This is a genomic window from Parashewanella curva (genome assembly GCF_003675895.1).
GTDB classification, from domain to species: domain Bacteria; phylum Pseudomonadota; class Gammaproteobacteria; order Enterobacterales; family Shewanellaceae; genus Parashewanella; species Parashewanella curva.
In genome coordinates this window covers 12,330-32,477 of the sequence record NZ_ML014760.1, presented here as the reverse complement: position 1 = coordinate 32,477, position 20,148 = coordinate 12,330, and the positions used below count along the sequence as shown (strand labels likewise).

Below are 20,148 nucleotides of genomic sequence, written 5' to 3'. Positions count from 1 at the left end.
GGTATGTATGGCTGAAGGTGGACAAAAGACCGAAAAACCAACCGAGAAGCGAATACGCGATGCCCGTAAAAAAGGGCAAGTGATCCAAAGTAATGAGATTGTTACTGGTTTAGAAATGGCGGTGATCCTAGCTTATTTTCTGTTTATGGGGCATGACTTTCTTAATGCCAATATCAAGCTTATCGAACAAGCCATTCACTACATGAATTTGGATTGGAAAACAGCGTCAGAGCAATTGTTTTTGGGCTTCGTGGATTTATTACTTAAATATTTTGGAGGATTGGGCTTAGTATTATCGGCCACCATTATTTTGGGTCACGTCGTCCAAACAGGACCGTTGTGGGCATCAGAAGCTTTAGAGCCGAAGTTTGATAAGCTCAATGTGGTAAACAACGCTAAACAACTTTTCTCAATGAAAAGCTTATTCGAATTAGCCAAAAATATTATTAAAGTGTTAGTCCTTAGTGCAGTGTTTTATTACATTTTGCACAAGTATTCGAACTCGTTTCAGTATCTGCCGATTTGTGATGAGCAATGTGGCCTTAAGGTAATGATGACCTTAATTTTATGGCTGTGGGGCTGTTTTGTGGGGTGTTATTTATTGTTTGGGGCGGCGGACTATGCATTCCAACGTCACTCCACAATGGAAGAGCTCAAGATGTCCAAAGAGGAAACTAAGCAAGAGCGTAAAGATACCGAAGGTAACCCTGAAATCAAGCAAAAACGCCGTGAAACCCAGCGGGAAATTGCTTCCGGAAGTTTAGCCTCGAATGTGAAAAAATCTTCAGCAGTAGTGCGAAATCCAACCCATCTTGCGGTGTGCTTATATTATGATGCCGAGGAATCACCCATTCCGAAAGTACTGGAAAAAGCACAAGAGCACTTAGCATTACATATTGTTGATATAGCCGAAAAGGCGCAAGTACCTGTCGTGGAAAATATTCCTCTAGCAAGAGCCTTGTATTCAGAAGTAGAAGCTGGAGACTTTATCCCAGAAAGCTTATTTGAACCCGTTGCTGAGCTAATGCGGATCGTTATGTCATTGGATTATGATGATGAAGATGACGATTTTGATGATGAAGACGACGAAGAAGAAACTGCAGAAGGTGAAAAAGAAGAAGGTGAAATTTTAGGGAATGATGATGAAGCTGAAGACGATCCAGCTTCGATTGAGAAATCTAGCGATGATTAGCTGTGGTTCTTCGCCCAAGCTTCATAACCACCATCAAGACTGTAGACGTCTTCAAACCCTTGACCAATCAAGAACTGAGCCGCTTGTATACTACTGATCCCATGGTAACAAATGACTACCGTAGGCGCATCCAAATCAGCGTTTTTGATGAAGTCGGTTAAGTTATCATTAGTCAAATGAGTGGCATTAGCAATATGGCCTTGACCGAAACTGTCAGGATCACGAATATCCACCAACTGTATGTTTGGTATATCTGCCATTGCAATTAAGTTGGCGACATTAATGTGTTTAACTTCTGACATGTTCAGATCCTATTCCCAATTTAAAATCACTTTCCCAGATTGACCCGAACGCATTGCATCAAAACCTTGTTGGAAGTCATCAATATGGTAATGATGAGTGATGATTGGGCTGATATCTAAGCCAGATTGGATCAAACTTGCCATCTTGTACCAAGTTTCAAACATCTCACGGCCATAGATCCCTTTGATTTCTAGCCCTTTAAATATGACTTTACTCCAATCGATGCCCATATTTTCAGGTGGAATACCGAGCATGGCAATTTTTCCGCCGTGATTCATAGTATCGAGCATGCCTTGGAATGCCGAAGGCACGCCTGACATTTCTAAACCAACATCAAAACCTTCGCTCATGCCTAGCTCTGTCATCACAGCTTTTAGATCTTCGCTTGCAACATTTACTGCACGAGTCGCTCCCATCTTACGAGCAAGATCTAATCGGTATTCGTTAACATCGGTGATCACCACATGACGTGCACCTACGTGTTTACATACCGCTGCGGCCATAATTCCAATTGGGCCCGCACCAGTGACCAATACATCTTCACCCACTAAATCAAATGACAGTGCGGTATGAACTGCATTACCAAATGGATCAAAGATTGACGCTAAGTCGTCACTAACATCATCGGGAAGTTTAAACGCATTGAATGCAGGGATTACTAAATACTCAGCAAAGGCACCTTCACGGTTCACGCCTACGCCAGTGGTATTACGGCACAAATGAGTACGACCAGCACGGCAGTTGCGACAGTGACCACAAGTAATATGGCCTTCACCAGACACCCTATCACCAACATCGAAGCCACGAACACCTTCACCGACGGCAACGACTTCACCCACGTATTCATGGCCTACAACCATAGGTGTAGGAATGGTGGCTTGTGACCATTCATCCCAATTATAAATATGAATATCAGTGCCACAAATTGCCGTTTTGCGAATTTTGATCAGTAAATCGTTGTAACCCATTTCTGGTTTATCAACCTCTACCATCCAAATGCCTTCTTCAGGCTTTAATTTACTTAACGCTTTCATTATTGGATAATACCCATTTCTTTGCCAATGCGAATGAAGGCTTCTATGGCTTTATCTAGTTGCTCGCGAGTGTGGGCCGCCGACATTTGCGTGCGAATGCGCGCTTGACCTTTGGGCACTACTGGGAAAGAGAAACCAATGACATAGATATGTTCTTCTAAAAGACGGTTAGCAAAATCACCGGCCAGTTTAGCGTCACCAATCATTACTGGAATAATGGCATGATCAGCACCTGCCAAGGTAAATCCAGCGGCAGACATCTGCTCACGGAAATATTGAGCATTGTCTTTCACTTGCTTGCGAATGTCACCGCCATCTTTAAGCATTTCTAAAACGCGAATAGAAGCACTGACAATTGCAGGGGCTAATGAATTTGAAAACAGGTAAGGTCTAGAGCGCTGACGCAACCAATCGATGACCTCTTTTTTACCAGAGGTAAAGCCCCCTGAGGCTCCGCCTAAGGCTTTACCTAGAGTGCCAGTAATAATATCGACACGATCCATCACTTCACAGTATTCGTGAGTACCGCGACCTTCTTTACCGACAAAACCGACTGCATGAGAGTCATCAACCATAACAAGAGCACCATACTTGTCGGCTAAATCACATACACCTTGTAAGTTAGCAATCACTCCGTCCATAGAGAATACGCCGTCAGTCGCAATCAGGATGTTACGCGCGCCAGATTCTTTCGCTGCTTTGAGTTGCTCTTCTAAATCCGCCATGTCGTTGTTGGCATAACGGTAACGTTTGGCTTTACATAGACGCACACCGTCGATGATGGAAGCGTGGTTTAATGCGTCAGACACAATAGCGTCATTGGCATCCAGTAAGGTTTCAAATAAGCCTGCATTGGCGTCAAAGCATGAAGAGTAAAGAATGGTATCTTCCATACCCAAAAACTCACTTAACGATGATTCGAGCTGCTTATGAATGCCTTGAGTACCACAAATGAAGCGTACTGATGCCATGCCAAACCCGTGGTCATCCAGCCCTTTTTGAGCCGCTTTGATTAATTCAGGGTGATTGGCTAATCCTAGGTAGTTGTTGGCGCAGAAGTTAATGACTTTTTCACTGTTAACATTAATGGCGGTCTGTTGTGGTGAGACAATGATGCGCTCACTTTTATAAAGCCCTTCAGCTTTAACGTCAGCCAGCTGCTGGTTAATTTGTTGGTAAAAGGATGATGAAGCCAAAGGACGCTCCTTTAAATCAGAGGTTAAATTATCGGGGTTTTGCGGGTTGCATTAACCGATGATACACGAATGGGGCTAAGTTTACCCCTATGCCGTGTATTGTTCAAAAGGATCATGGAGTTGGGATATAAGAATAGGTGTAAATCTTAACGCACGCCCAACAGTCGTGCGCTTGATTATCCTAGGAAAGGCCCTAATAAGGACGCTATTTGTGGCTTTGGCTTAACTCTATATAACGCTGCTCAAGCTGCTCAAAAGCCGGTTTTGCACTGGCACTAGCGTAGTTTTTGGTCAGCATAATCACTCTTGAAATACCGTCATAGAGTTCGAATTTTTGAATATTAGAATTGGATGATTGTGCTAATCGATAACTGATCCAAGAAGCGGCGATCATCTTTAAGGTATCGGCAAATCGGTCAAGATCACTATCAGGGATTTCAAGAATACCACTGTTAACTAGCTGACGAATGATTCCTTGGCTGGCTTGCATGACTTTAACTTGTATTGCATGGTAACGCTGCTTTAGCGAATCATCTTTTTGCAGAATGTCACTGAGATTGGCATAGAAGAAACGAAATTGCCATAAGCCATAAAACATCGCATCAAAGTAATTAACTAGACGTTCTGGGCTGATATTACCTTCTTGTGGTGGTTGAAAGTGTTCGTGTAAATGGCCTTCATATAAACTGAAAATACTTTGAATTATGTCTTGTTTGTTTCGAAAATGGTAATACAGATTACCTGGGCTTATCCCTAAATGAGCCGCGATGTGGTTGGTAGTGATTGCTCGTTCTCCGTGCTCATTAAACAGCTCAAGGCTGGCGTGGATAATTTTGTCACGAGTTTTCATTAGGCTTCCTAGGGTTGTGGCTTAGAATATTAACGTCATTTCTGCAGTTATGTTAGCATTAGCGTTAATCTTCAAGCAAAACTTGTAATTGGAACGTTACATGAATCGTTTTTGGTATTCCGTTCTTTTGTATTTATCGTCCCCTTTATTAATCAGCTATTTAGCCGTGAGGGCGATAAAGAGTCGAGACTACCGAAGCCGCTGGTCGGAGCGGTTTGGATGGTACAAAGTTCAACCATCTGACGTCTTATTTCATACCGCATCAATGGGGGAAACCCAAGCCGCAATCCCGCTTATTCAAAGCATTATAGATAGCTACCCTGAACATAGGGTAACTGTTACGACAACTAGCCCAACAGGATCAGCATTAGTAAAAAAAGCCTTTGGAGATAAGGTTCAGCATTGTTATCTTCCGATGGATTTTGCTTGTGCTACCAAACGTTTTGTTAAACAGTTGGCGCCTAAATTGGTGGTGATTTTGGAAACTGAATTATGGCCAAACTTGGTTCATTATACACAAAAGCAAGGGGCAAAAGTGCTGCTTGCGAATGCGCGATTATCAGCTTCTTCTTTTTCTAAATATCAAAAATACCCCTCTTTAACAGGCCCAATGCTTAAGGCATTGGATTATATAGGGGTACAAACTGCAGACGAGCAGCAACGCTTTATTCAACTCGGTATAGACGCTTCAAAAACAGAAGTAACAGGTAGCCTAAAGTTCGATTTACAGATCAGCGATGCAATAATCGAAGAAGGTCATCGATTAAGATCTCAATGGCAACGAGATCCAGCTCCTATTTGGGTGGCTGCCAGTATTCATCCTGGAGAGTTTGATGCAGTGCTTGAAGCCCATCAACAAGTATTGAAACAACACCCCAATGCTGTATTAATTATGGTACCTCGCCACCCTGAGCAGTTTGATGTTGCGGCTAAATCTATTGCCACATTTAAGATGACATTAGCAAGACGCAGTCAACAGCAGCAAGTCAACAGTGACACGCAAGTATTGTTAGGAGACACCATGGGAGAAATGTTGAAGTTTCTTGCTTGTGGTGATCAAGCGTTCATTGGCGGCTCTTTTATTGAACATGGCGGACAAAACCCTTTGGAAGCCGCCGCAATGGGGCTTGCAGTACTCATGGGTGAGTCGCGTTATAATTTTACCGATATTTGCCAGATGCTAGTACAGGTTAATGGCCTAACAACCGTTAATTCAAGTCGCACTTTAGCTGAATCCTTATTAGAAAATATCAATGACGAAGAAGAGTTGAAAAAACGACAACAAGCGGCAAAACAATGTGTTGCAGCCAACCGTGGTGCCGTTTTAAAACATCAAGCCATCATTCAAGCGCGATTATAAACAGGTTTGATAACCCGCTAATAATTGTTGCCAATTATGCTCATTAAAGGCCAGCTCCGGAAGTTTGGCCTTTTCTTTATCAAAAGAACGACGAAGCCGCGCAATATTGCTTTGTTGCCAAGAAGAAACGGGTTTACGCATTTCACCACGATCAAAGTCAATCAAATAAAATTGCTGTTGGTCCCACAAGATATTCTTAATGTTGAGATCTGCATGATAAACCCCAAGTCGATGAAAGCGCGCGATTGTGTGACCCAATAGTTGCCAACGGTCATCATCCATAGCACTTTTTGAAAGCAGTCCGTGTAAATCAATGGCATTTTCAATCCGCTCTATCAGAATGTCGCCACGATACCATAAACCTGTTCGCTCTATTTTAGCCGCTACAGGGCGTGGGACAGGTAGGTTGAGCTGGATCATATGCTCAAGTAGCCTTAGTTCAGCCATAGGGCGAGTATATTCCCTACCCATGAACAGATATAAATCTCGGCTAAACTTTGCCATCAATCCACCACGCCAATAATGACGAAGCACCCATTGTTGGTCGGCATCGCTTTGAATAAACCAAGTGGTATGACGGCCTGTTGAGGTTCCCGTTATCGCGCCATTCTTCTGCCAGAAATTGGATTCAAAGTGCTCTGACTTTAATGATTGGCATTGAGGGTTTGCTACAGCAAGAGTGACGCTTTTATGGGTTTTTATCTGCATTTTCAAGTTGAACCATGGCTTGTAACGCCATTCTACATTAATATTAATCGCTTGCGTAAATATCACTAGGGCGTGCCCTAATAACAAACTTGGTGTTCTTAATGAAGCTGGATCTTTCAACAAAACAATCTTTGTGTGTATTGCGGCTCTCTGCAATTGGAGATGTATGCCATGCTGTAGCAATGGTACAAGCTATCCAGCGTCAATATCCTCATCTTACTATCACTTGGGTGATAGGTAAGGTTGAATATCAGTTGGTGAAACATTTGCCTAATGTAGAATTTGTCATTTTTGATAAGTCCCAAGGTTGGCGTAGCTATACCAATTTAAAAAGAGCCTTAAAAGGACAGTGTTTCGATGTATTGCTGCACATGCAGGTGGCTTTAAGAGCCAGTGTGGCATCGCAGATGATCAAAGCAAACGTCAAAGTTGGGTTTGATAAAGTCCGAGCAAAAGAAGGGCAGTGGTTATTTATTAATCATCACATTGAGCCGCAGCATGAACCTCATGTTCTCGACGGATTCATGGGCTTTGCAAAGGCTATTGGTGTTGTAGATATTACCCCTAAGTGGAATATACCTATCCCTGAAGCTGACGAGCTTTGGGCGCAACAACAATGTCAGCAACCGACATTTATCATTTGTGCGGCGGCCAGCAAAGCAGAGCGTAATTGGTTGCCAGAGCGTTATGCACAAGTGGCGGACCACATGGCAAACAGAGGTTACCAAGTGATGCTCTGTGGTGGACCAGCTCAATTAGAGTTAGATTTGGCTCAGCAGATCAGTGACCATAGTCAAGCTCAGCTCATTAATCATGTAGGCAAAACCAGTTTGTTGCAGTTATTAGCCTTGCTTAAACAGGCAACAGTAGTGCTGGCACCTGATACTGGGCCAGCACATATGGCGACCACGCAAGGTACGCCAGTGATAGGATTATATGCACACTCAAACCCTGAGCGTACTGGGCCATACAATGATAGAGATAAAGTTGTCAGTGTCTATCAAGACGTTATCGCAGAACAGCAGCAAGGTGAGGTAAAATGGGGCAAGCGTGCGAAAGGTGAAGCCTTGATGGAGCGGATTGGAGTTGATCCTGTGTTGCGAAAGTTAACCAATTTTTAGACCATTATTTGGTAGTAAAAAAGAGATCATCTTAGTTTTATACAAAAATACAAAGTATTGCAATTGATTGCTATGGTTGTTTCAGGGATAAAAGTACTTTTCGGCATTTTTTAATTGTGAATCACCCATATCAATATGAACAGTAACAAATCGTTTTTATTCATTCCCGTCTCCTCTGCCAGTGGTATAGGGGAGTATATGCGTTCATTGATCATTGCCACTGAAGTTCAAAAAAAATGGCCCGAAAGTCAAATTCATTTTATTTTGAATCGCAATGCTCCTTATGCAAAAGATTGTCCATTTCCTAAACAACTCATTGATACCACTCCAACTAAGGACATTAGAGGTGTTAACAGTATTATGTCGGAATTGATGCCAGATGTGGTGATATTTGATGCATCTGGTCGAAAAGCACATTTTCAGCATGCTAAAAACATCGGTGCGAAGACGGTCTTTTTTAGCCAACATACTAAAAAAAGAAGCAAAGGGCTTAAGCTAAATCGATTGAAGTTAATTGATCATCATTTTGTTGTTCAACCCAAATTTATCATGCCTGATTTAAGCTGGTTGCAGAAAATGAAGCTAAATTGGCTCAATAAAGAAGCGCCTCTATGCATTGGACCTGTATTTTCTCAGCCAAGTAAAGAGCAAGGTCAACGATTATTAAGTGAATACGGATTAAGTGAGAAGCAGTACCTTATTTTTAGTGCTGGATCCGGTGGACATAAGGTAAATGGTGAGTTAGCCGCTGAGCTGTTTTATCAACAAGCCAAAACATTTTCAGAAAAATATGATGTCGATTGTGTAGTGATTATGGGTTCGAATTATCCTAAAAAAGTCCCAGTATCTACTGAAAGATTAACAGTGTTGCCATCAGTAGATAATCCAACTTTTATCAATTTATTGGCTATGGCTAAAGCTACTGTGATCAGTGGTGGTGATGCTTTATTACAAGCCATCGCTTTGAAAGTGCCATCATTATCGGTACCTGTATCGAAAGACCAGCCAGCTCGAATAGATATTTGCTACCAGCATGGCTTTGTGATGAAAGTTGAGAGTAAATTATCGGTGAAAAAAATTGAAAAGCTGTATGCTGATGCAGAGTTAAAACATGAGTTATTACGAATCGCAGACGATAGTAATGGTCTGCCTCATGTACTTGAAAGTTTGAAAGCGGTATTTAGGTAAAGATTAAATGTTTGATCATAGGCGAATTGCTATTGTCATAAATAGCTTAGCAGGCGGTGGCGCCGAAAAAGTAATGCTTACGCTTGCACAAGAATTTATTAAGCTGGGGCATGAAGCGCACTTCTTTGTTCTACAAAATAATGGCGAGTATCAAGTTCCAACACATATTCCATTACATGTTTGTTTTGAAAAAGGAGCCAAAGGGCTAGATAGTGTTTTTAAGGTGAAACTTAATGCAAGAAGCTTGAAAAATACAATTGATGCTGTGCAACATGAGATTGGAAAATTTGATTTATTTCTATCTAACCTAGATACAAGTAATCAACTGATGACCAGAACGGGTTTATCACCACTATACTGTGTCGTCCATAACTCTGTGGAGCAAGAATTAATTCGTCAAAAAAAACTTGGTCCCATCGCATATTTCAAAATGTGGCGCGCAAAACATTGCTTAAGTGGACAACGATTGATTACTGTCTCAAAAGGGATCAAGAAAGAAATTGAACAAGTGGGGCGCATACAACCTAAATCAGTGCAGACGATTTATAACCCTTTTGATGTTAATGACATAAAATCCCAATCCGAAAAGGTTAATACATCAATTCCAAGTGAAGAATATTTGATCCATGTTGGTAGAGTTGCAAAACAAAAAAGACATGACATTTTATTTCAAGCTCTTAAAGAAATGGAAAGCAACATCAAATTGGTACTGTTATGTAACAACCCTAAAAAAGCGTTAAAACTGGCAAAAAAACATGGAGTAAGTGATCGAATAATTTTGCCAGGCTTTCAAGCAAACCCGTATCAATGGATTAAGAGAGCAAGAGCACTTGTATTAAGCTCTGACTATGAAGGTTTACCGACCGTTATCATTGAGGCATTAATATGTGGTACGCCTGTAATTAGCACAAACTGCCCACATGGTCCTTCAGAGATCTTAACGGGTGATCTGGCTGAAAACCTAGCTCCTGTGCAGGATCCAAAGTCACTGGCAACAAAAATTGATAATTTACTAAAGAAGCCAAAAGTGACTATTGATGCTGAGTTATGTAAGCGTATCGAAGCTGAAGAAATAGCCAAACAATATTTAAGCTTAAAATAAATTGATAATGTCAGTATGAAATTTAGTCATTTCATTTCTTATTTGATGGCTTAACAATTTTATTAATATTGGCCGATTGTAGTGTACGTTGCTGCATCATTGATAAACGATACTTAGTATTTCGCCAAAATGTACTTTTATTACTATGACGTTTGTTTGGGTTCATGGCCGCAATTTCACTGTCAAAATTGGCTTCAAACACACAGTAAGGCTGTAAGCCGATGACTTGTAAATTAAGTTCACTGTGAAACTGTATATCGACATCAACAGGTCTAAAAAAGCGTTTTCGAGCAAGGAGTTTCTCTGCACCTTGTCGACTGATCACATAGCCCGTCATACAGTTGGGCACTCTTTTATAGCTAATACAATTCACTGTGTCAGACAAAGCAATAGTTTCTGCTGCAGGATTATTACGATTGTCTGATAGTTTGATGATGTCCCACCCTTGCAATCGGTCAATCGTGGCCAGAATAGTGGTAAAATCGTCAGATAAATTAATATCATCTTCCAAAACTACTGCATGAGGTTGGTCAGAGTCTAGAAGCTTTTGCCATGCTTGACTGTGGCTGGCGTAACAGCCAATTTCTCCGACTGTGAGATCTCGATGATAATAGCGTTTGTTTAGCTTCTCATCGTAAATCGTTTCTATCTCATCTTGAAATAGTGCTGAGCCAACGACGGCACTGAAGTGAGTTCCCTTTAAAGATAACTGAGATAATTGTTGCTGCAGATGCTGCCAACGGGATTCATTCTGCGGCATGTTGATGGCCAAAATAACAGGTTGCAACATTTCCTCCATCCAATTGTTGAGATTAGGAGGCAAAGTATAATAAAAGTTAATTTTCGGTGTAAATAGGTATCTCCTTTGGATAACGGCCTTTTATGGTGCGATAAAAGGCCAAAATGTGATTCATGTCCAGATTCATATCGCCAGTAGGGTAAATTGGGGGTTCGATACGCAATGTTTTGTGCTGGTAATCAAATCCTACACACACAATGGGCACCTTGGCTTGAACTGCGATATGGTAAAAGCCTGTTTTCCAGCGATTGACTTTTCCGCGTGTACCTTCAGGCGCTAAGGCTAGGGCATAGTCTTCACGTGTGGCAAACTGTTCGCAGGCGGATTGCACTAAGTTATTATTTTTAGTGCGATTGACGGGACTGCCGCCTAAAGCCCTAAATAACCATCCCCATGGTGGAATAAATAATTGGTGTTTACCCAAAAAGTGGATACGACGTTTAACGGCTGAGCGGGCGAGTATGCCAATAATAAAATCCCAGTTGCTGGTGTGAGGGGCGCCAATCAAAATAAATTGGCGATCACTCGGTAGTTGTCCGCTAATGTTCCATCCAAACAGCTTCAGTAACCACATTGAAAAACTTGCCATCATGATCCAATCTCGAAGAGGTCTTATAGGCAGTTTTAGCTTATTTTCATCACACTGTCGAGATTAATGGTGGTGATGGTGCCTTTCTGGCAATCCCCACATACGTTTTAAAAACTCCCTTGGACCTAAACGAAATAAACTGATTGAACATAACACTGCAATCAAGGCTGCTGAAATGACGATTAACAGTCTAGAGTCGTGATGCTCTGTTGTAGGCAAAATCATGGCGTTAGGTAATAGCCAATACCCAATGGTGATAGCGATAGCTCCAAGCATTAATGGTTTTAAATGATACTTTAAGTGTGTTGCCGTCAACAAAGGAGGCAGAATTAAAGTGCCCATAACAGCTAAGATATGCCATTGTTGAAATGCTAAGCTTGCAGCCAGTATAGAAGAGCCGAGTAATGTGAATCGACATACAACAAATAAAGGTAGCAGTAACAGTACTTGAATAGCGGCAATTGATAAAAGCCCCGTTGGTTGTCCAAGAATGTTTACCAGCAGCAAACTGAAAATCACTACAGCAGCATTACTGTCAATGATGGTTAAAGAAAGGCCATTCTTTTCAGAAAACTCAGTGGAACGATTAACTGAAAGCATAGACATGGCAAGGCTAAGCAACAACTGGAATAATGCGTAAGCCCAACCAAGAATTACTAGAGTAAAAAACACCGCCTCAGGAGTAAAGCCTTGGAGTTGCGAGTTGCGTAACTTCACAGGCAATCGGTGCTCTAAGTTTTGTCGTAATATACCTAAGGCTAACGTCAGCAATATAAGGGGTAGGATTTCGATAACCCAATGCCAAAAAATTGTGAGTTCGTGTTCAACATCGTGTTGATGAAGCTCACCCATTTCAGTGAGCATTAATATCAGCAGCAATCCAATACCGAGTATGCTTCCAACTCCTGCGTGATATTCAAATTGGCCTTGTGGATCTTCCGTTTTTTCAACATGAGGTTGATGCAATACAACATGTAAGATAGATCCTGTCACAAAGGCTTGTAGGTAGACGGTGTTATCAAGAGAAATATGAGTAAGGAACTGTTCTCCTAAAAGGTAACCTACTGTGGTTAGTAGCATCATCAAACCCAATACCAGAGCGGCCCAACGGCTACCGACTTGTGGCTTTAATAGCCACCACATGGCAATTCCAACAGGCAAGCGGTGTAAGATGATCCCTAACGCCAGTAACGTAGAGTTTTCAGGCTGCTGAGCCAACACCAAAGCGCCACCATCGGTGAGGGTGTGCAATAATAAGCCGCCAACTCCAAGTGTTAATGTTAGGTTATGGGTCAATTCCGAATGGCGGTGAAAAATCCGCTCACTCATGGTTGGGCCCCACATGCCAATGGCGACAAACAGGAGCGCTAGCCAGCTGCCGTGTTCAAGTAATTGAGGCAAAATGTGGATCAGTACCAAGCCACCAAGAGAGACAAAAATAAAGCCATCAAGACCTTTTTGTAATGCAGAGCCAGATGATAGCACTCGATAGCAAACTGGGCCGGCAAGTAAAGCAATAAGACTGGCAACGAGATAGAGCATGAAAAAACCTAGTTAAATATAGAGTCTTTGGACTCTATGATGATAATGTGTTGAAACTTTTGCTGTATCCCTAAATATAAATGGCAGCCCAGCTGTATAATTGTATCTGGCATTAAACAGTTATACCAAAGCAATTATAATCATAATCTCAAATGCTTACTATTCCCATTTATGATTTTGCGACTTTTATCTGAATGTTAAGTTAAAGGCGAATTAATGTATTCATAAGGTAAAGTTTACGGCTTTCTACTCACTATTTCTAAAAAAGCAGATAGAATTACTATCATTCCTATTAACCCCAAGTAAATAAGACGTTTTCATGGATATTCTTTCTGCAACTGTAATGCTATTTTTAATCATGGATCCCCTAGGGAACTTGCCAATTTTTGCTTCGATATTGCGTCATATCGATCCTAAAAAACGCCGTCGAGTATTGATCCGTGAATTGCTCATTTCACTTGGGATCATGTTGATATTTTTATATGCAGGTGAAGCCATGCTGGGCTTCTTAGGCTTGCGAACCGAGTCGGTAAGTATCGCCGGCGGTATAATCTTATTCTTAATTGCCATTAGAATGATTTTTCCTCAACCCGGTGGAGTCGTGGGTTTAGCCGCAGGTGAAGAGCCTTTTATCGTCCCCTTAGCCATTCCGTTAATGGCGGGACCTTCAATTTTGGCGACTTTAATTTTACTGGCGCACACTGATAGCAGCCGAATGACGGATTGGACGATTGCCTTAATTATCTCTTGGGGGTTAAGTGCGATAATTTTACTGTTCAATGGCCTGTTTACAAAAGTTTTGGGTGAAAAAGGCCTATCTGCTGTTGAGCGACTAATGGGAATGGTGCTGGTGATGATTTCGGTACAAATGTTCCTTGATGGTATCGCAAAATATTTAGGGACTACAGCTTAAGCTGATTGATTTTTAATCTCCACCATGAATACAATGATGAATATTGTATGCAATTTATGGTGGAGAAATGACTTTTATTGCAAGGATGCTGCTTATCATCAGTGCAGCAAGTAATTTAGCACATGCTGCACATTTGTCTGAGTTTCGAGACATACTGCCTTATCGAGGTGGTATCACCACGATGGAAACTCGCGATAGTAACCGCAACCTTTCTATTCCTGCTGTATATATTGATCAAGGTGCTTGGCATGGTTTTCATCTACCTGAACCTCAAGATTATGGTAGCTTTCCTGGGCCGATGGTCATTGCTCAGGAATACAGTGTTTATCTGAGTAATAACTTGCAAAAGTTTGTTATTGAAGATGCTCAATCAGGTAAAAAATTAGACTTTCAAACGGCAAAAGAAATTGAGGTTTATAGTCAACCGGATGGTTTATACCAACGCTTTCAGTGGGACGATTTACACCTAACGTTAAGCCTGCATTTTATTGACTCACGCACAGCTGGTATTCGCACTCAACTTCATAATGTGACCGATACATCTCAGTCTTGGCGTTTACGTTGGCAAGGAAAGCCATTCTCGCGTCATTCTAAAATTAATGACCATCAGCTCATTAAGGATAGAACGGTCAATAACCAACAAGTGGTATGGCAACTGAACGACAGTAATCGAAGGTGGCAATTATTACTCGATGATGCCCGTTATCGGGTGGTTTTTCCGCCTCATGTCAACCTAGACGCCGTTGATGAATTAGGTTATCAAGCAGTTACCACCATAACTCTTGCCCCTAAAGCACAGCAAACGTTAATGAATGTTCAGCAATACTTTCATCATAATGATGAAACTGAGCGTTTCCCTGTGATTGAATGGTCAAAGCTAAGCGATAGGTTAGAGGCGCATCGCTTGAATTGGCAAAACAAACTCAAGGACATTCCCAGTACATCGATGGGAAAAATGGCCGCAAAGGCGATGCTGACACTTACCCATAACTGGCGCAGTAAAGCGGGAGCGATTACCCACGATAGTGTTACGCCATCGGTGAGTTTTACTTGGTTTAATGGGGTATGGGCATGGGACAGCTGGAAGCAAGCCGTGGCCTTGGCTCGATTTGATCCCGTTTTAGCTAAATCAAATATTCGTGCCATGTTTGCATATCAATTTCAAAAAGACGATGCAGTTAGACCTCAAGATCATGGTAATTTACCTGATGCGATTTTTTATAATAAGAGCCCTGAAAGAGGTGGTCATGGTGGTAATTGGAATGAACGTAATGGTAAACCGCCACTCGCCACTTGGGCGGTATGGCAAGTGTATTTACAAGATGGTGATAAAGCATTTCTTAAAGAGATGTACCCCAAGCTTGTAGCTTATCATCAGTGGTGGTATCGCAACCGAGATCATAATCGCAATGGGTTAGTGGAATATGGTGCCAACTTGCACCCATTGCATCAAGAACACCAAAAACCTAAGCGTAAAGCCATCATTCAGGCTTCAGCATGGGAATCGGGCATGGATAATGCCCCTCGCTTTGACGACAGCGAAGATTTGAATATTTGGGTCAATAAAGACAAAAACGGGAGCCCAATTGGCTATTCTTTATCACAAGAATCAGTAGACTTGAATGCTTACTTATACGCTGAAAAACGTTTACTGGCTGAGATAAGTCAAAAATTGGGCTTAGGCAATACCAGTAAACAGTGGCAGAAACAAGCGAGCAAGCTTGGCCAGAAAATTCGAACTCAGTTTTGGGATGCTGACACTCAATTTTTCTATGATCGTCGATATCATAACAACACATCATATTTACTGATTAAGCAAGGCAAAGGGGTTGAGGGTTGGTTGCCGTTGTGGGCAAAGGTAGCCAGTACTGAGCAGGCCAAGCAATTGATCAAGGTGAATCTGACACCGACACGATTTGGCACTAAGATCCCATTTCCAACAGTCAGTGCCGATAGCCCTCATTTTGCTCCAAGTCGATACTGGCGAGGCCCTGTTTGGCTTGATCAAAGTTATTTTGCATTAGTGGGTTTAAACAACTATGGCCATCATAAACAAGCACAGCGATTGGCAAAGCAATTGGTTACCCATGGACAAGGCATTGTTGGTCACGGAGTGATTCGAGAAAATTACCACCCGCTGACAGGGGGAGGTTTGCATGCCAATAACTTTAGTTGGTCAGCCTCAGTGATTCTGTTGATGTATCATCAGTGGTTAGAGGCCGTTCCCAATTAGATTTTTGATTGACCGACATAAAAAGCTGTCGTTACTTCGTTTCTACACAAACATTAGACAACGCAGTTTAAACAAAAAAGAAACGCAGCCCTTTGGGTTACGCCTAAAATTTGCAAACTCTGCGTTACTTATCTTTCCTTTAGTTCACTAAAGTTCATTCTTCGTGCCTTGATTTTTCAAATTTTAGGATGTAACAAATCAAAAAATCTCTAATTAGGAACGGCCTCTAGTATCTCAATCTGAGCCACTGCGTGTGGGAGAAAAAACTCACTAACCGTCATTTGATGATTTTTATAAGTAAAAAATCGACGCCGCCCCCAAACATGCTGGCAAGGTTGACCTAGCGACTGAGCCAATTGGCTGATTGCTCCGTTTGGCAATGATTCAGCTACTTGGATATCACCGGGAATAAATTGGTGATGGCTGTATAGCAACTGCCCTAAAGGTTGTGTCCCCAGACCTTTAAAATCTACTTGAGTCTGCTCAAGCAGCGGAGCAGGAATTAAAGTGCGGGCAAACACCCATGGGATCTCATCTAAGCACAGCAATACTTCACGAACCCATACTTTTGATTGCTGAGGCATTTCTTCTGCAAAAGGCAGCAGAAGCGCTTCACCTAGTACTTTTACTTCAAAATTTTGGCAGCAGGCCTTCAGTTTTTCGGTTAAACTGCCGTTAGCAAGTAACCAAGATGTTAAATTGGTCGTACATTTAGGTAACCTTGGTTGCTCCGACCAAGAAATAGGTTCACCGAAAGGAAAGCTGTGTGTTGGTGACATTAATAGCTTTTTATTTTGTTGATAACAGAACTCTCAGTGTACCATAGACCAATAAAGCACAAACAATAGATAACAAATATCTGGTTGGTTTAGTAGTACGAACTAACAGTAAGCAAATCGTTTTAGGGCAAAATTAATGAAAATGCGTTTCTGGCCAAGCATTATCGCTGGGATCATGCTAATTGTTTCAGGCTTAACCAATAAAGCAGAAGCCAAAATGGATGAATATCTCTATTTTGGATTTGAGCCTGAATTTGTGACCAACTATATCTCTTCTAGCCGAGCAAAACTGGGTTTTGTACGCGTGGGTATAGAGCTTATGGTTAAAGGAACGGCAGATCTTGAATTGGTTGAGCACCATGAACCTTTATTGAGAGCTGTGATCCTTGAAACTCTAGGGCAGCAGACAGAAGGTCAGGTGAAATCAATTACAGGACGAGAAGACATCAGAATCGCCTGTTTACAGCGGATAAATGAATTATTAACGCAAGAAACGGGTCGACCAATCGTCACTAATTTATTAATCACCAAATACCTTTACAATTAACAAACACAAAAAAGCCAGTCATGAGACTGGCTTTAGCTTGCTAGCAAGAATAATTACCCTCTTGGTCCAGCTTGCTTGATCACATCAGATACCGAGTATTTAGCAAAATTGTCGGTAAACTCTTTCGCTAATTGCTGAGCATATTTTTGATACTCGGCTTTGTCGCTCCAAGTATTTATTGGATTTAATAGCTCACTATCAACACCAGAAACCGCAACAGGAATGTTAAGGTTTAATTGCTCTAAGTGAGTCGTTTCGACATCGGCGAGTTCACCAGACACGATTGCATCAATGATGGCGCGAGTAGTTGGAATATCAAAACGCTTACCAACACCGTATGCACCGCCAGTCCAACCCGTATTCACTAAGTACACTTGGCTACCAAAAGACTCTATGCGCTCCATCAATAGTTCTGCATAAACACTGGCTGGGCGAGGGAAGAATGGTGCACCAAAACACGTTGAGAACGTAGATTGAATGGCTGCCGTTGAACCCATCTCAGTCGAACCGACTTTGGCGGTATAACCTGAAAGGAAGTGGAAAGCGGCTTGCTCTTTAGTGAGCTTAGATACCGGAGGCAATACGCCTGATACATCGCAAGTAAGGAAAACAACGGCACGAGGCTCACCACCACGGTTATCTTCTTTACGAAGCTCAACATGCTCTAGTGGATAAGCGGCACGGCTATTTTCAGTTAACGAAGTATCGTCAAAATCAGGTGTACGGTTATCATCTAGCATGACGTTTTCAAGCACAGTACCAAAACGAATCGCATTCCAAATTACTGGCTCATTTTTTTGACTCAAGTTGATGCACTTAGCGTAACAGCCACCCTCAATATTGAACACGCCACCTGGTGCCCAACCGTGCTCATCATCACCGATTAAGAAGCGTTTTGGATCGGCTGATAATGTGGTTTTTCCTGTACCCGATAAACCGAAGAATAGAGTGGTATCGCCTTCAGTACCAACGTTTGCTGAACAGTGCATTGGCAGTACGCCTTTGGCTGGAAGCAAGAAGTTTTGTACCGAGAACATCGACTTCTTCATTTCACCAGCATATTTAAGGCCTGCAAGTAATACTTTTCGCTCGGCAAAATTAATGATAACTGTTGCATTAGAGTTGGTACCATCACGTTCTGGATCACACTCAAAGCCTGGTGCGTTCATGACCTGCCAAACAGGCTTGTCAGCGGCATTAAAGTTTTTTGGCACAATAAACATATTGCGAGCAAACAAATGATGCCAAGCATACTCAGTGGTTACTTTTACTGGTAAATAATGCTCTACATCGGCGCCAACTTCTAAATCAGAAACAAACAACTCTTCTTTTTCAGATAAGTAAGCTTCCACTCGGTTCCAAAGTGCAGAAAATGCTTCAGCTTCGAAAGGCTTGTTGACATTGCCCCAATCGATATCGGCTTCGCTACTTGGCTCTTTTACAATAAAGCGGTCGTTCGGCGAGCGACCTGTACGTTCACCTGTGCGTGCTACTAATGCACCAGCGGCGGTTAATTCACTCTCGCCACGTTTTAGCGATAGCTCAATGAGTTCGGCAGGGGTAAGGTTATGGTGCGTACGATGTGTTCCATCGGCCATGAGAGAGATCTCCGTTACAATGCAAGATGTTAAAGCTCAAAACCCATTTCAAACGTGAGATAAGAGCTGAAGTTACCGATTGAATTCGGCTTATAAAGTGTGACTTAGGCCACTAATTTTTATGCTGAGAATTGTAACTTAAATGCCATAAAAAGCGATGGATTTTACTGCATTCAATATAAAAAAGCCGGGAATAATCCCGGCCATGAATGTTTACATAGATTATTGTACGGTATTTGAGGTGGGAGCATGAGAAAACAGCGCCGCAACATCAATGCTGTCAAAGGTATAGTGAGTATTACAGTACTCGCACCCCATCTTGATTTCCCCTAAATCGGCTAACATATCTTCAACCTCTGCTTGAGGCAACGACAATAACGCTTGGCCTGTGCGCTCTTTTGAGCATGAACATTTAAAGCTGACATCCACAGGATCAAACAACCGAACTTGCTCTTGATGGTATAAACGGTGCAGTACTTCTGTTGCTGGTAAGCTAAACAATTCTTCAGGTTTGATGGTTTGAGTCAGCTGAGTCAAGTGATCAAAGTCATCATCCGATTTCACATTGTTGCCGCTAGCTGGAAGCACTTGTAAGAACATACCACCTGCTTGCTTGCCGTCAGCAAATAGCCATAAATGGGTAGGAAGTTGCTCTGATTGCATAAAGTAAGCTTCAATACATTCGGCCAGTGTTGGTTTGTTTAACTCCACCACGCCTTGATAACGCTCACCGTCAGTTGGCGTTAGAGTAATCACCAGGTAGCCTTTGCCAAACATGTCATTCAGGCTGGCCTCATCGGCAATATCACCTTCCCAGCGAGCGACACCACGATGTTGCTGTTTGTCATTACTGTTAATCACCGCTAATGACACTGGGCCATTACCTTGAATTTGCACCGCAATATCACCACTAAATTTTAACGTTGCAGTTAGCAGTGATGTCGCAGCCATTAATTCTCCAAGCAATAATTGCAGTGCTTTTGGGTAGCTATGGGCATGAATGATCTGCTGATAACTGTCCTGTAATTGAACCATTTCACCACGCACGTCGGCGTTATCGAACAAATAGCGATGTAACTTGTCTATACTCATTG

The 20,148-nt window shown here is 42.0% G+C and carries 19 protein-coding genes; 8 read left to right on the top strand and 11 right to left on the bottom strand.

The genetic code is table 11. From position 1 onward, the window contains the following. Positions 1 to 7: 7 nt before the first annotated feature. Entirely contained in the window at positions 8 to 1,192 is a 1,185-nt protein-coding gene (locus tag D5018_RS04880) for an EscU/YscU/HrcU family type III secretion system export apparatus switch protein (protein WP_121837886.1), read from the top strand. Here D5018_RS04880 and glpE read toward each other — a convergent pair. The 4 genes from glpE to D5018_RS04860 form a co-directional block, all read right to left on the bottom strand. Next, positions 1,189 to 1,494, bottom strand: a complete 306-nt coding sequence (glpE, locus tag D5018_RS04875; RefSeq protein ID WP_121837885.1) for a thiosulfate sulfurtransferase GlpE — start codon at positions 1,492 to 1,494, stop codon at positions 1,189 to 1,191. The two genes, D5018_RS04880 and glpE, sit on opposite strands and share 4 nt — an antisense overlap. 9 nt (positions 1,495 to 1,503) lie before the next feature. Beyond that, positions 1,504 to 2,529: an L-threonine 3-dehydrogenase gene (tdh, locus tag D5018_RS04870; RefSeq protein WP_121837884.1), complete on the bottom strand. Its 1,026-nt coding sequence runs from the start codon at positions 2,527 to 2,529 to the stop codon at positions 1,504 to 1,506. Continuing rightward, a complete protein-coding gene (locus tag D5018_RS04865; protein WP_121837883.1) occupies positions 2,529 to 3,725 on the bottom strand; it encodes a glycine C-acetyltransferase in 1,197 nt (398 codons plus the stop codon). Before D5018_RS04865 ends, tdh begins: the two co-directional genes overlap by 1 nt. A 205-nt stretch (positions 3,726 to 3,930) precedes the next feature. After that, positions 3,931 to 4,575, bottom strand: coding sequence for a TetR/AcrR family transcriptional regulator (locus D5018_RS04860; protein WP_121837882.1), 645 nt, complete (start codon positions 4,573 to 4,575; stop codon positions 3,931 to 3,933). Positions 4,576 to 4,675: 100 nt separating this feature from the next. Here D5018_RS04860 and waaA point away from each other — a divergent pair, with 100 nt between their 5' ends. Continuing rightward, positions 4,676 to 5,935 (top strand): lipid IV(A) 3-deoxy-D-manno-octulosonic acid transferase, encoded by a 1,260-nt coding sequence (gene waaA / locus D5018_RS04855; protein WP_121837881.1) that lies wholly within the window; start codon positions 4,676 to 4,678, stop codon positions 5,933 to 5,935. Here the strand turns inward: waaA and D5018_RS04850 are convergent. After that, on the bottom strand, positions 5,930 to 6,763 hold the full coding sequence (locus tag D5018_RS04850; RefSeq protein ID WP_243637385.1) for a 3-deoxy-D-manno-octulosonic acid kinase: 834 nt from the start codon (positions 6,761 to 6,763) through the stop codon (positions 5,930 to 5,932). The two genes, waaA and D5018_RS04850, sit on opposite strands and share 6 nt — an antisense overlap. Between D5018_RS04850 and D5018_RS04845 the strand changes: the two genes are divergently transcribed. The 3 genes from D5018_RS04845 (at position 6,745) to D5018_RS04835 (ending at position 10,054) form a co-directional block, all read left to right on the top strand. Next, positions 6,745 to 7,764 carry a glycosyltransferase family 9 protein gene (locus tag D5018_RS04845; protein ID WP_121837880.1) on the top strand — a complete coding sequence of 340 codons (1,020 nt, stop codon included), beginning with the start codon at positions 6,745 to 6,747 and terminating at the stop codon, positions 7,762 to 7,764. The two genes, D5018_RS04850 and D5018_RS04845, sit on opposite strands and share 19 nt — an antisense overlap. Before the next feature lie 198 nt (positions 7,765 to 7,962). Continuing rightward, on the top strand, positions 7,963 to 8,952 hold the full coding sequence (locus tag D5018_RS04840; RefSeq protein WP_121837879.1) for a hypothetical protein: 990 nt from the start codon (positions 7,963 to 7,965) through the stop codon (positions 8,950 to 8,952). A gap of 7 nt (positions 8,953 to 8,959) precedes the next feature. Beyond that, positions 8,960 to 10,054, top strand: a complete 1,095-nt coding sequence (locus D5018_RS04835) for a glycosyltransferase (RefSeq protein ID WP_121837878.1) — start codon at positions 8,960 to 8,962, stop codon at positions 10,052 to 10,054. Between the two features lie 31 nt (positions 10,055 to 10,085). Here D5018_RS04835 and D5018_RS04830 read toward each other — a convergent pair whose 3' ends face one another. The 3 genes from D5018_RS04830 to D5018_RS04820 are packed head-to-tail and all read right to left on the bottom strand — an operon-like array spanning position 10,086 to position 12,984. Continuing rightward, positions 10,086 to 10,844 (bottom strand): glycosyltransferase family 25 protein, encoded by a 759-nt coding sequence (locus D5018_RS04830; RefSeq protein ID WP_165904998.1) that lies wholly within the window; start codon positions 10,842 to 10,844, stop codon positions 10,086 to 10,088. 46 nt (positions 10,845 to 10,890) lie between these two features. Then, positions 10,891 to 11,445, bottom strand: coding sequence for a lysophospholipid acyltransferase family protein (locus D5018_RS04825; protein ID WP_121837876.1), 555 nt, complete (start codon positions 11,443 to 11,445; stop codon positions 10,891 to 10,893). A gap of 60 nt (positions 11,446 to 11,505) precedes the next feature. Continuing rightward, on the bottom strand, positions 11,506 to 12,984 hold the full coding sequence (locus D5018_RS04820; RefSeq protein ID WP_121837875.1) for a ZIP family metal transporter: 1,479 nt from the start codon (positions 12,982 to 12,984) through the stop codon (positions 11,506 to 11,508). Positions 12,985 to 13,303: 319 nt separating this feature from the next. On the opposite strand from D5018_RS04820, the gene D5018_RS04815 reads away from it, so the two are divergent. Both D5018_RS04815 and D5018_RS04810 read left to right on the top strand, forming a co-directional pair. Next, positions 13,304 to 13,897: a YhgN family NAAT transporter gene (locus D5018_RS04815; protein ID WP_121837874.1), complete on the top strand. Its 594-nt coding sequence runs from the start codon at positions 13,304 to 13,306 to the stop codon at positions 13,895 to 13,897. 67 nt (positions 13,898 to 13,964) lie between these two features. Next, positions 13,965 to 16,130, top strand: coding sequence for an MGH1-like glycoside hydrolase domain-containing protein (locus D5018_RS04810; protein WP_121837873.1), 2,166 nt, complete (start codon positions 13,965 to 13,967; stop codon positions 16,128 to 16,130). Positions 16,131 to 16,339: 209 nt separating this feature from the next. On the opposite strand, the gene D5018_RS04805 is transcribed toward D5018_RS04810, so the two are convergent. Then, positions 16,340 to 16,909: a chorismate--pyruvate lyase family protein gene (locus tag D5018_RS04805; protein ID WP_121837872.1), complete on the bottom strand. Its 570-nt coding sequence runs from the start codon at positions 16,907 to 16,909 to the stop codon at positions 16,340 to 16,342. Positions 16,910 to 17,084: 175 nt separating this feature from the next. On the opposite strand from D5018_RS04805, the gene D5018_RS04800 reads away from it, so the two are divergent. Beyond that, positions 17,085 to 17,456, top strand: a complete 372-nt coding sequence (locus tag D5018_RS04800) for a flagellar basal body-associated protein FliL (RefSeq protein ID WP_243637386.1) — start codon at positions 17,085 to 17,087, stop codon at positions 17,454 to 17,456. Positions 17,457 to 17,509: 53 nt separating this feature from the next. Here the strand turns inward: D5018_RS04800 and D5018_RS04795 are convergent, their stop codons facing one another. Continuing rightward, the gene (locus tag D5018_RS04795) at positions 17,510 to 19,054 is read right to left on the bottom strand and encodes a phosphoenolpyruvate carboxykinase (RefSeq protein ID WP_121837871.1); all 1,545 of its coding nucleotides are present in this window, start codon (positions 19,052 to 19,054) and stop codon (positions 17,510 to 17,512) included. A 222-nt stretch (positions 19,055 to 19,276) separates the two neighbouring features. Further along, positions 19,277 to 20,146, bottom strand: a complete 870-nt coding sequence (hslO, locus tag D5018_RS04790) for an Hsp33 family molecular chaperone HslO (protein WP_121837945.1) — start codon at positions 20,144 to 20,146, stop codon at positions 19,277 to 19,279. Positions 20,147 to 20,148 lie beyond the last annotated feature (2 nt).

Coding starts and splice junctions, on each gene's coding strand:
- D5018_RS04810 (WP_121837873.1), top strand. CDS start 13,965: ATGACTTTTATTGCAAGGATGCTGCTTATCATCAGTGCAGCAAGTAAT.
- D5018_RS04820 (WP_121837875.1), bottom strand. CDS start 12,984: ATGCTCTATCTCGTTGCCAGTCTTATTGCTTTACTTGCCGGCCCAGTT.
- D5018_RS04795 (WP_121837871.1), bottom strand. CDS start 19,054: ATGGCCGATGGAACACATCGTACGCACCATAACCTTACCCCTGCCGAA.
- waaA (WP_121837881.1), top strand. CDS start 4,676: ATGAATCGTTTTTGGTATTCCGTTCTTTTGTATTTATCGTCCCCTTTA.
- D5018_RS04880 (WP_121837886.1), top strand. CDS start 8: ATGGCTGAAGGTGGACAAAAGACCGAAAAACCAACCGAGAAGCGAATA.
- D5018_RS04800 (WP_243637386.1), top strand. CDS start 17,085: ATGCTAATTGTTTCAGGCTTAACCAATAAAGCAGAAGCCAAAATGGAT.
- D5018_RS04830 (WP_165904998.1), bottom strand. CDS start 10,844: ATGTTGCAACCTGTTATTTTGGCCATCAACATGCCGCAGAATGAATCC.
- tdh (WP_121837884.1), bottom strand. CDS start 2,529: ATGAAAGCGTTAAGTAAATTAAAGCCTGAAGAAGGCATTTGGATGGTA.
- D5018_RS04835 (WP_121837878.1), top strand. CDS start 8,960: ATGTTTGATCATAGGCGAATTGCTATTGTCATAAATAGCTTAGCAGGC.
- D5018_RS04840 (WP_121837879.1), top strand. CDS start 7,963: ATGCGTTCATTGATCATTGCCACTGAAGTTCAAAAAAAATGGCCCGAA.
- D5018_RS04860 (WP_121837882.1), bottom strand. CDS start 4,575: ATGAAAACTCGTGACAAAATTATCCACGCCAGCCTTGAGCTGTTTAAT.
- D5018_RS04825 (WP_121837876.1), bottom strand. CDS start 11,445: ATGATGGCAAGTTTTTCAATGTGGTTACTGAAGCTGTTTGGATGGAAC.
- D5018_RS04805 (WP_121837872.1), bottom strand. CDS start 16,909: ATGTCACCAACACACAGCTTTCCTTTCGGTGAACCTATTTCTTGGTCG.
- D5018_RS04815 (WP_121837874.1), top strand. CDS start 13,304: ATGGATATTCTTTCTGCAACTGTAATGCTATTTTTAATCATGGATCCC.
- D5018_RS04845 (WP_121837880.1), top strand. CDS start 6,745: ATGAAGCTGGATCTTTCAACAAAACAATCTTTGTGTGTATTGCGGCTC.
- hslO (WP_121837945.1), bottom strand. CDS start 20,146: ATGAGTATAGACAAGTTACATCGCTATTTGTTCGATAACGCCGACGTG.
- glpE (WP_121837885.1), bottom strand. CDS start 1,494: ATGTCAGAAGTTAAACACATTAATGTCGCCAACTTAATTGCAATGGCA.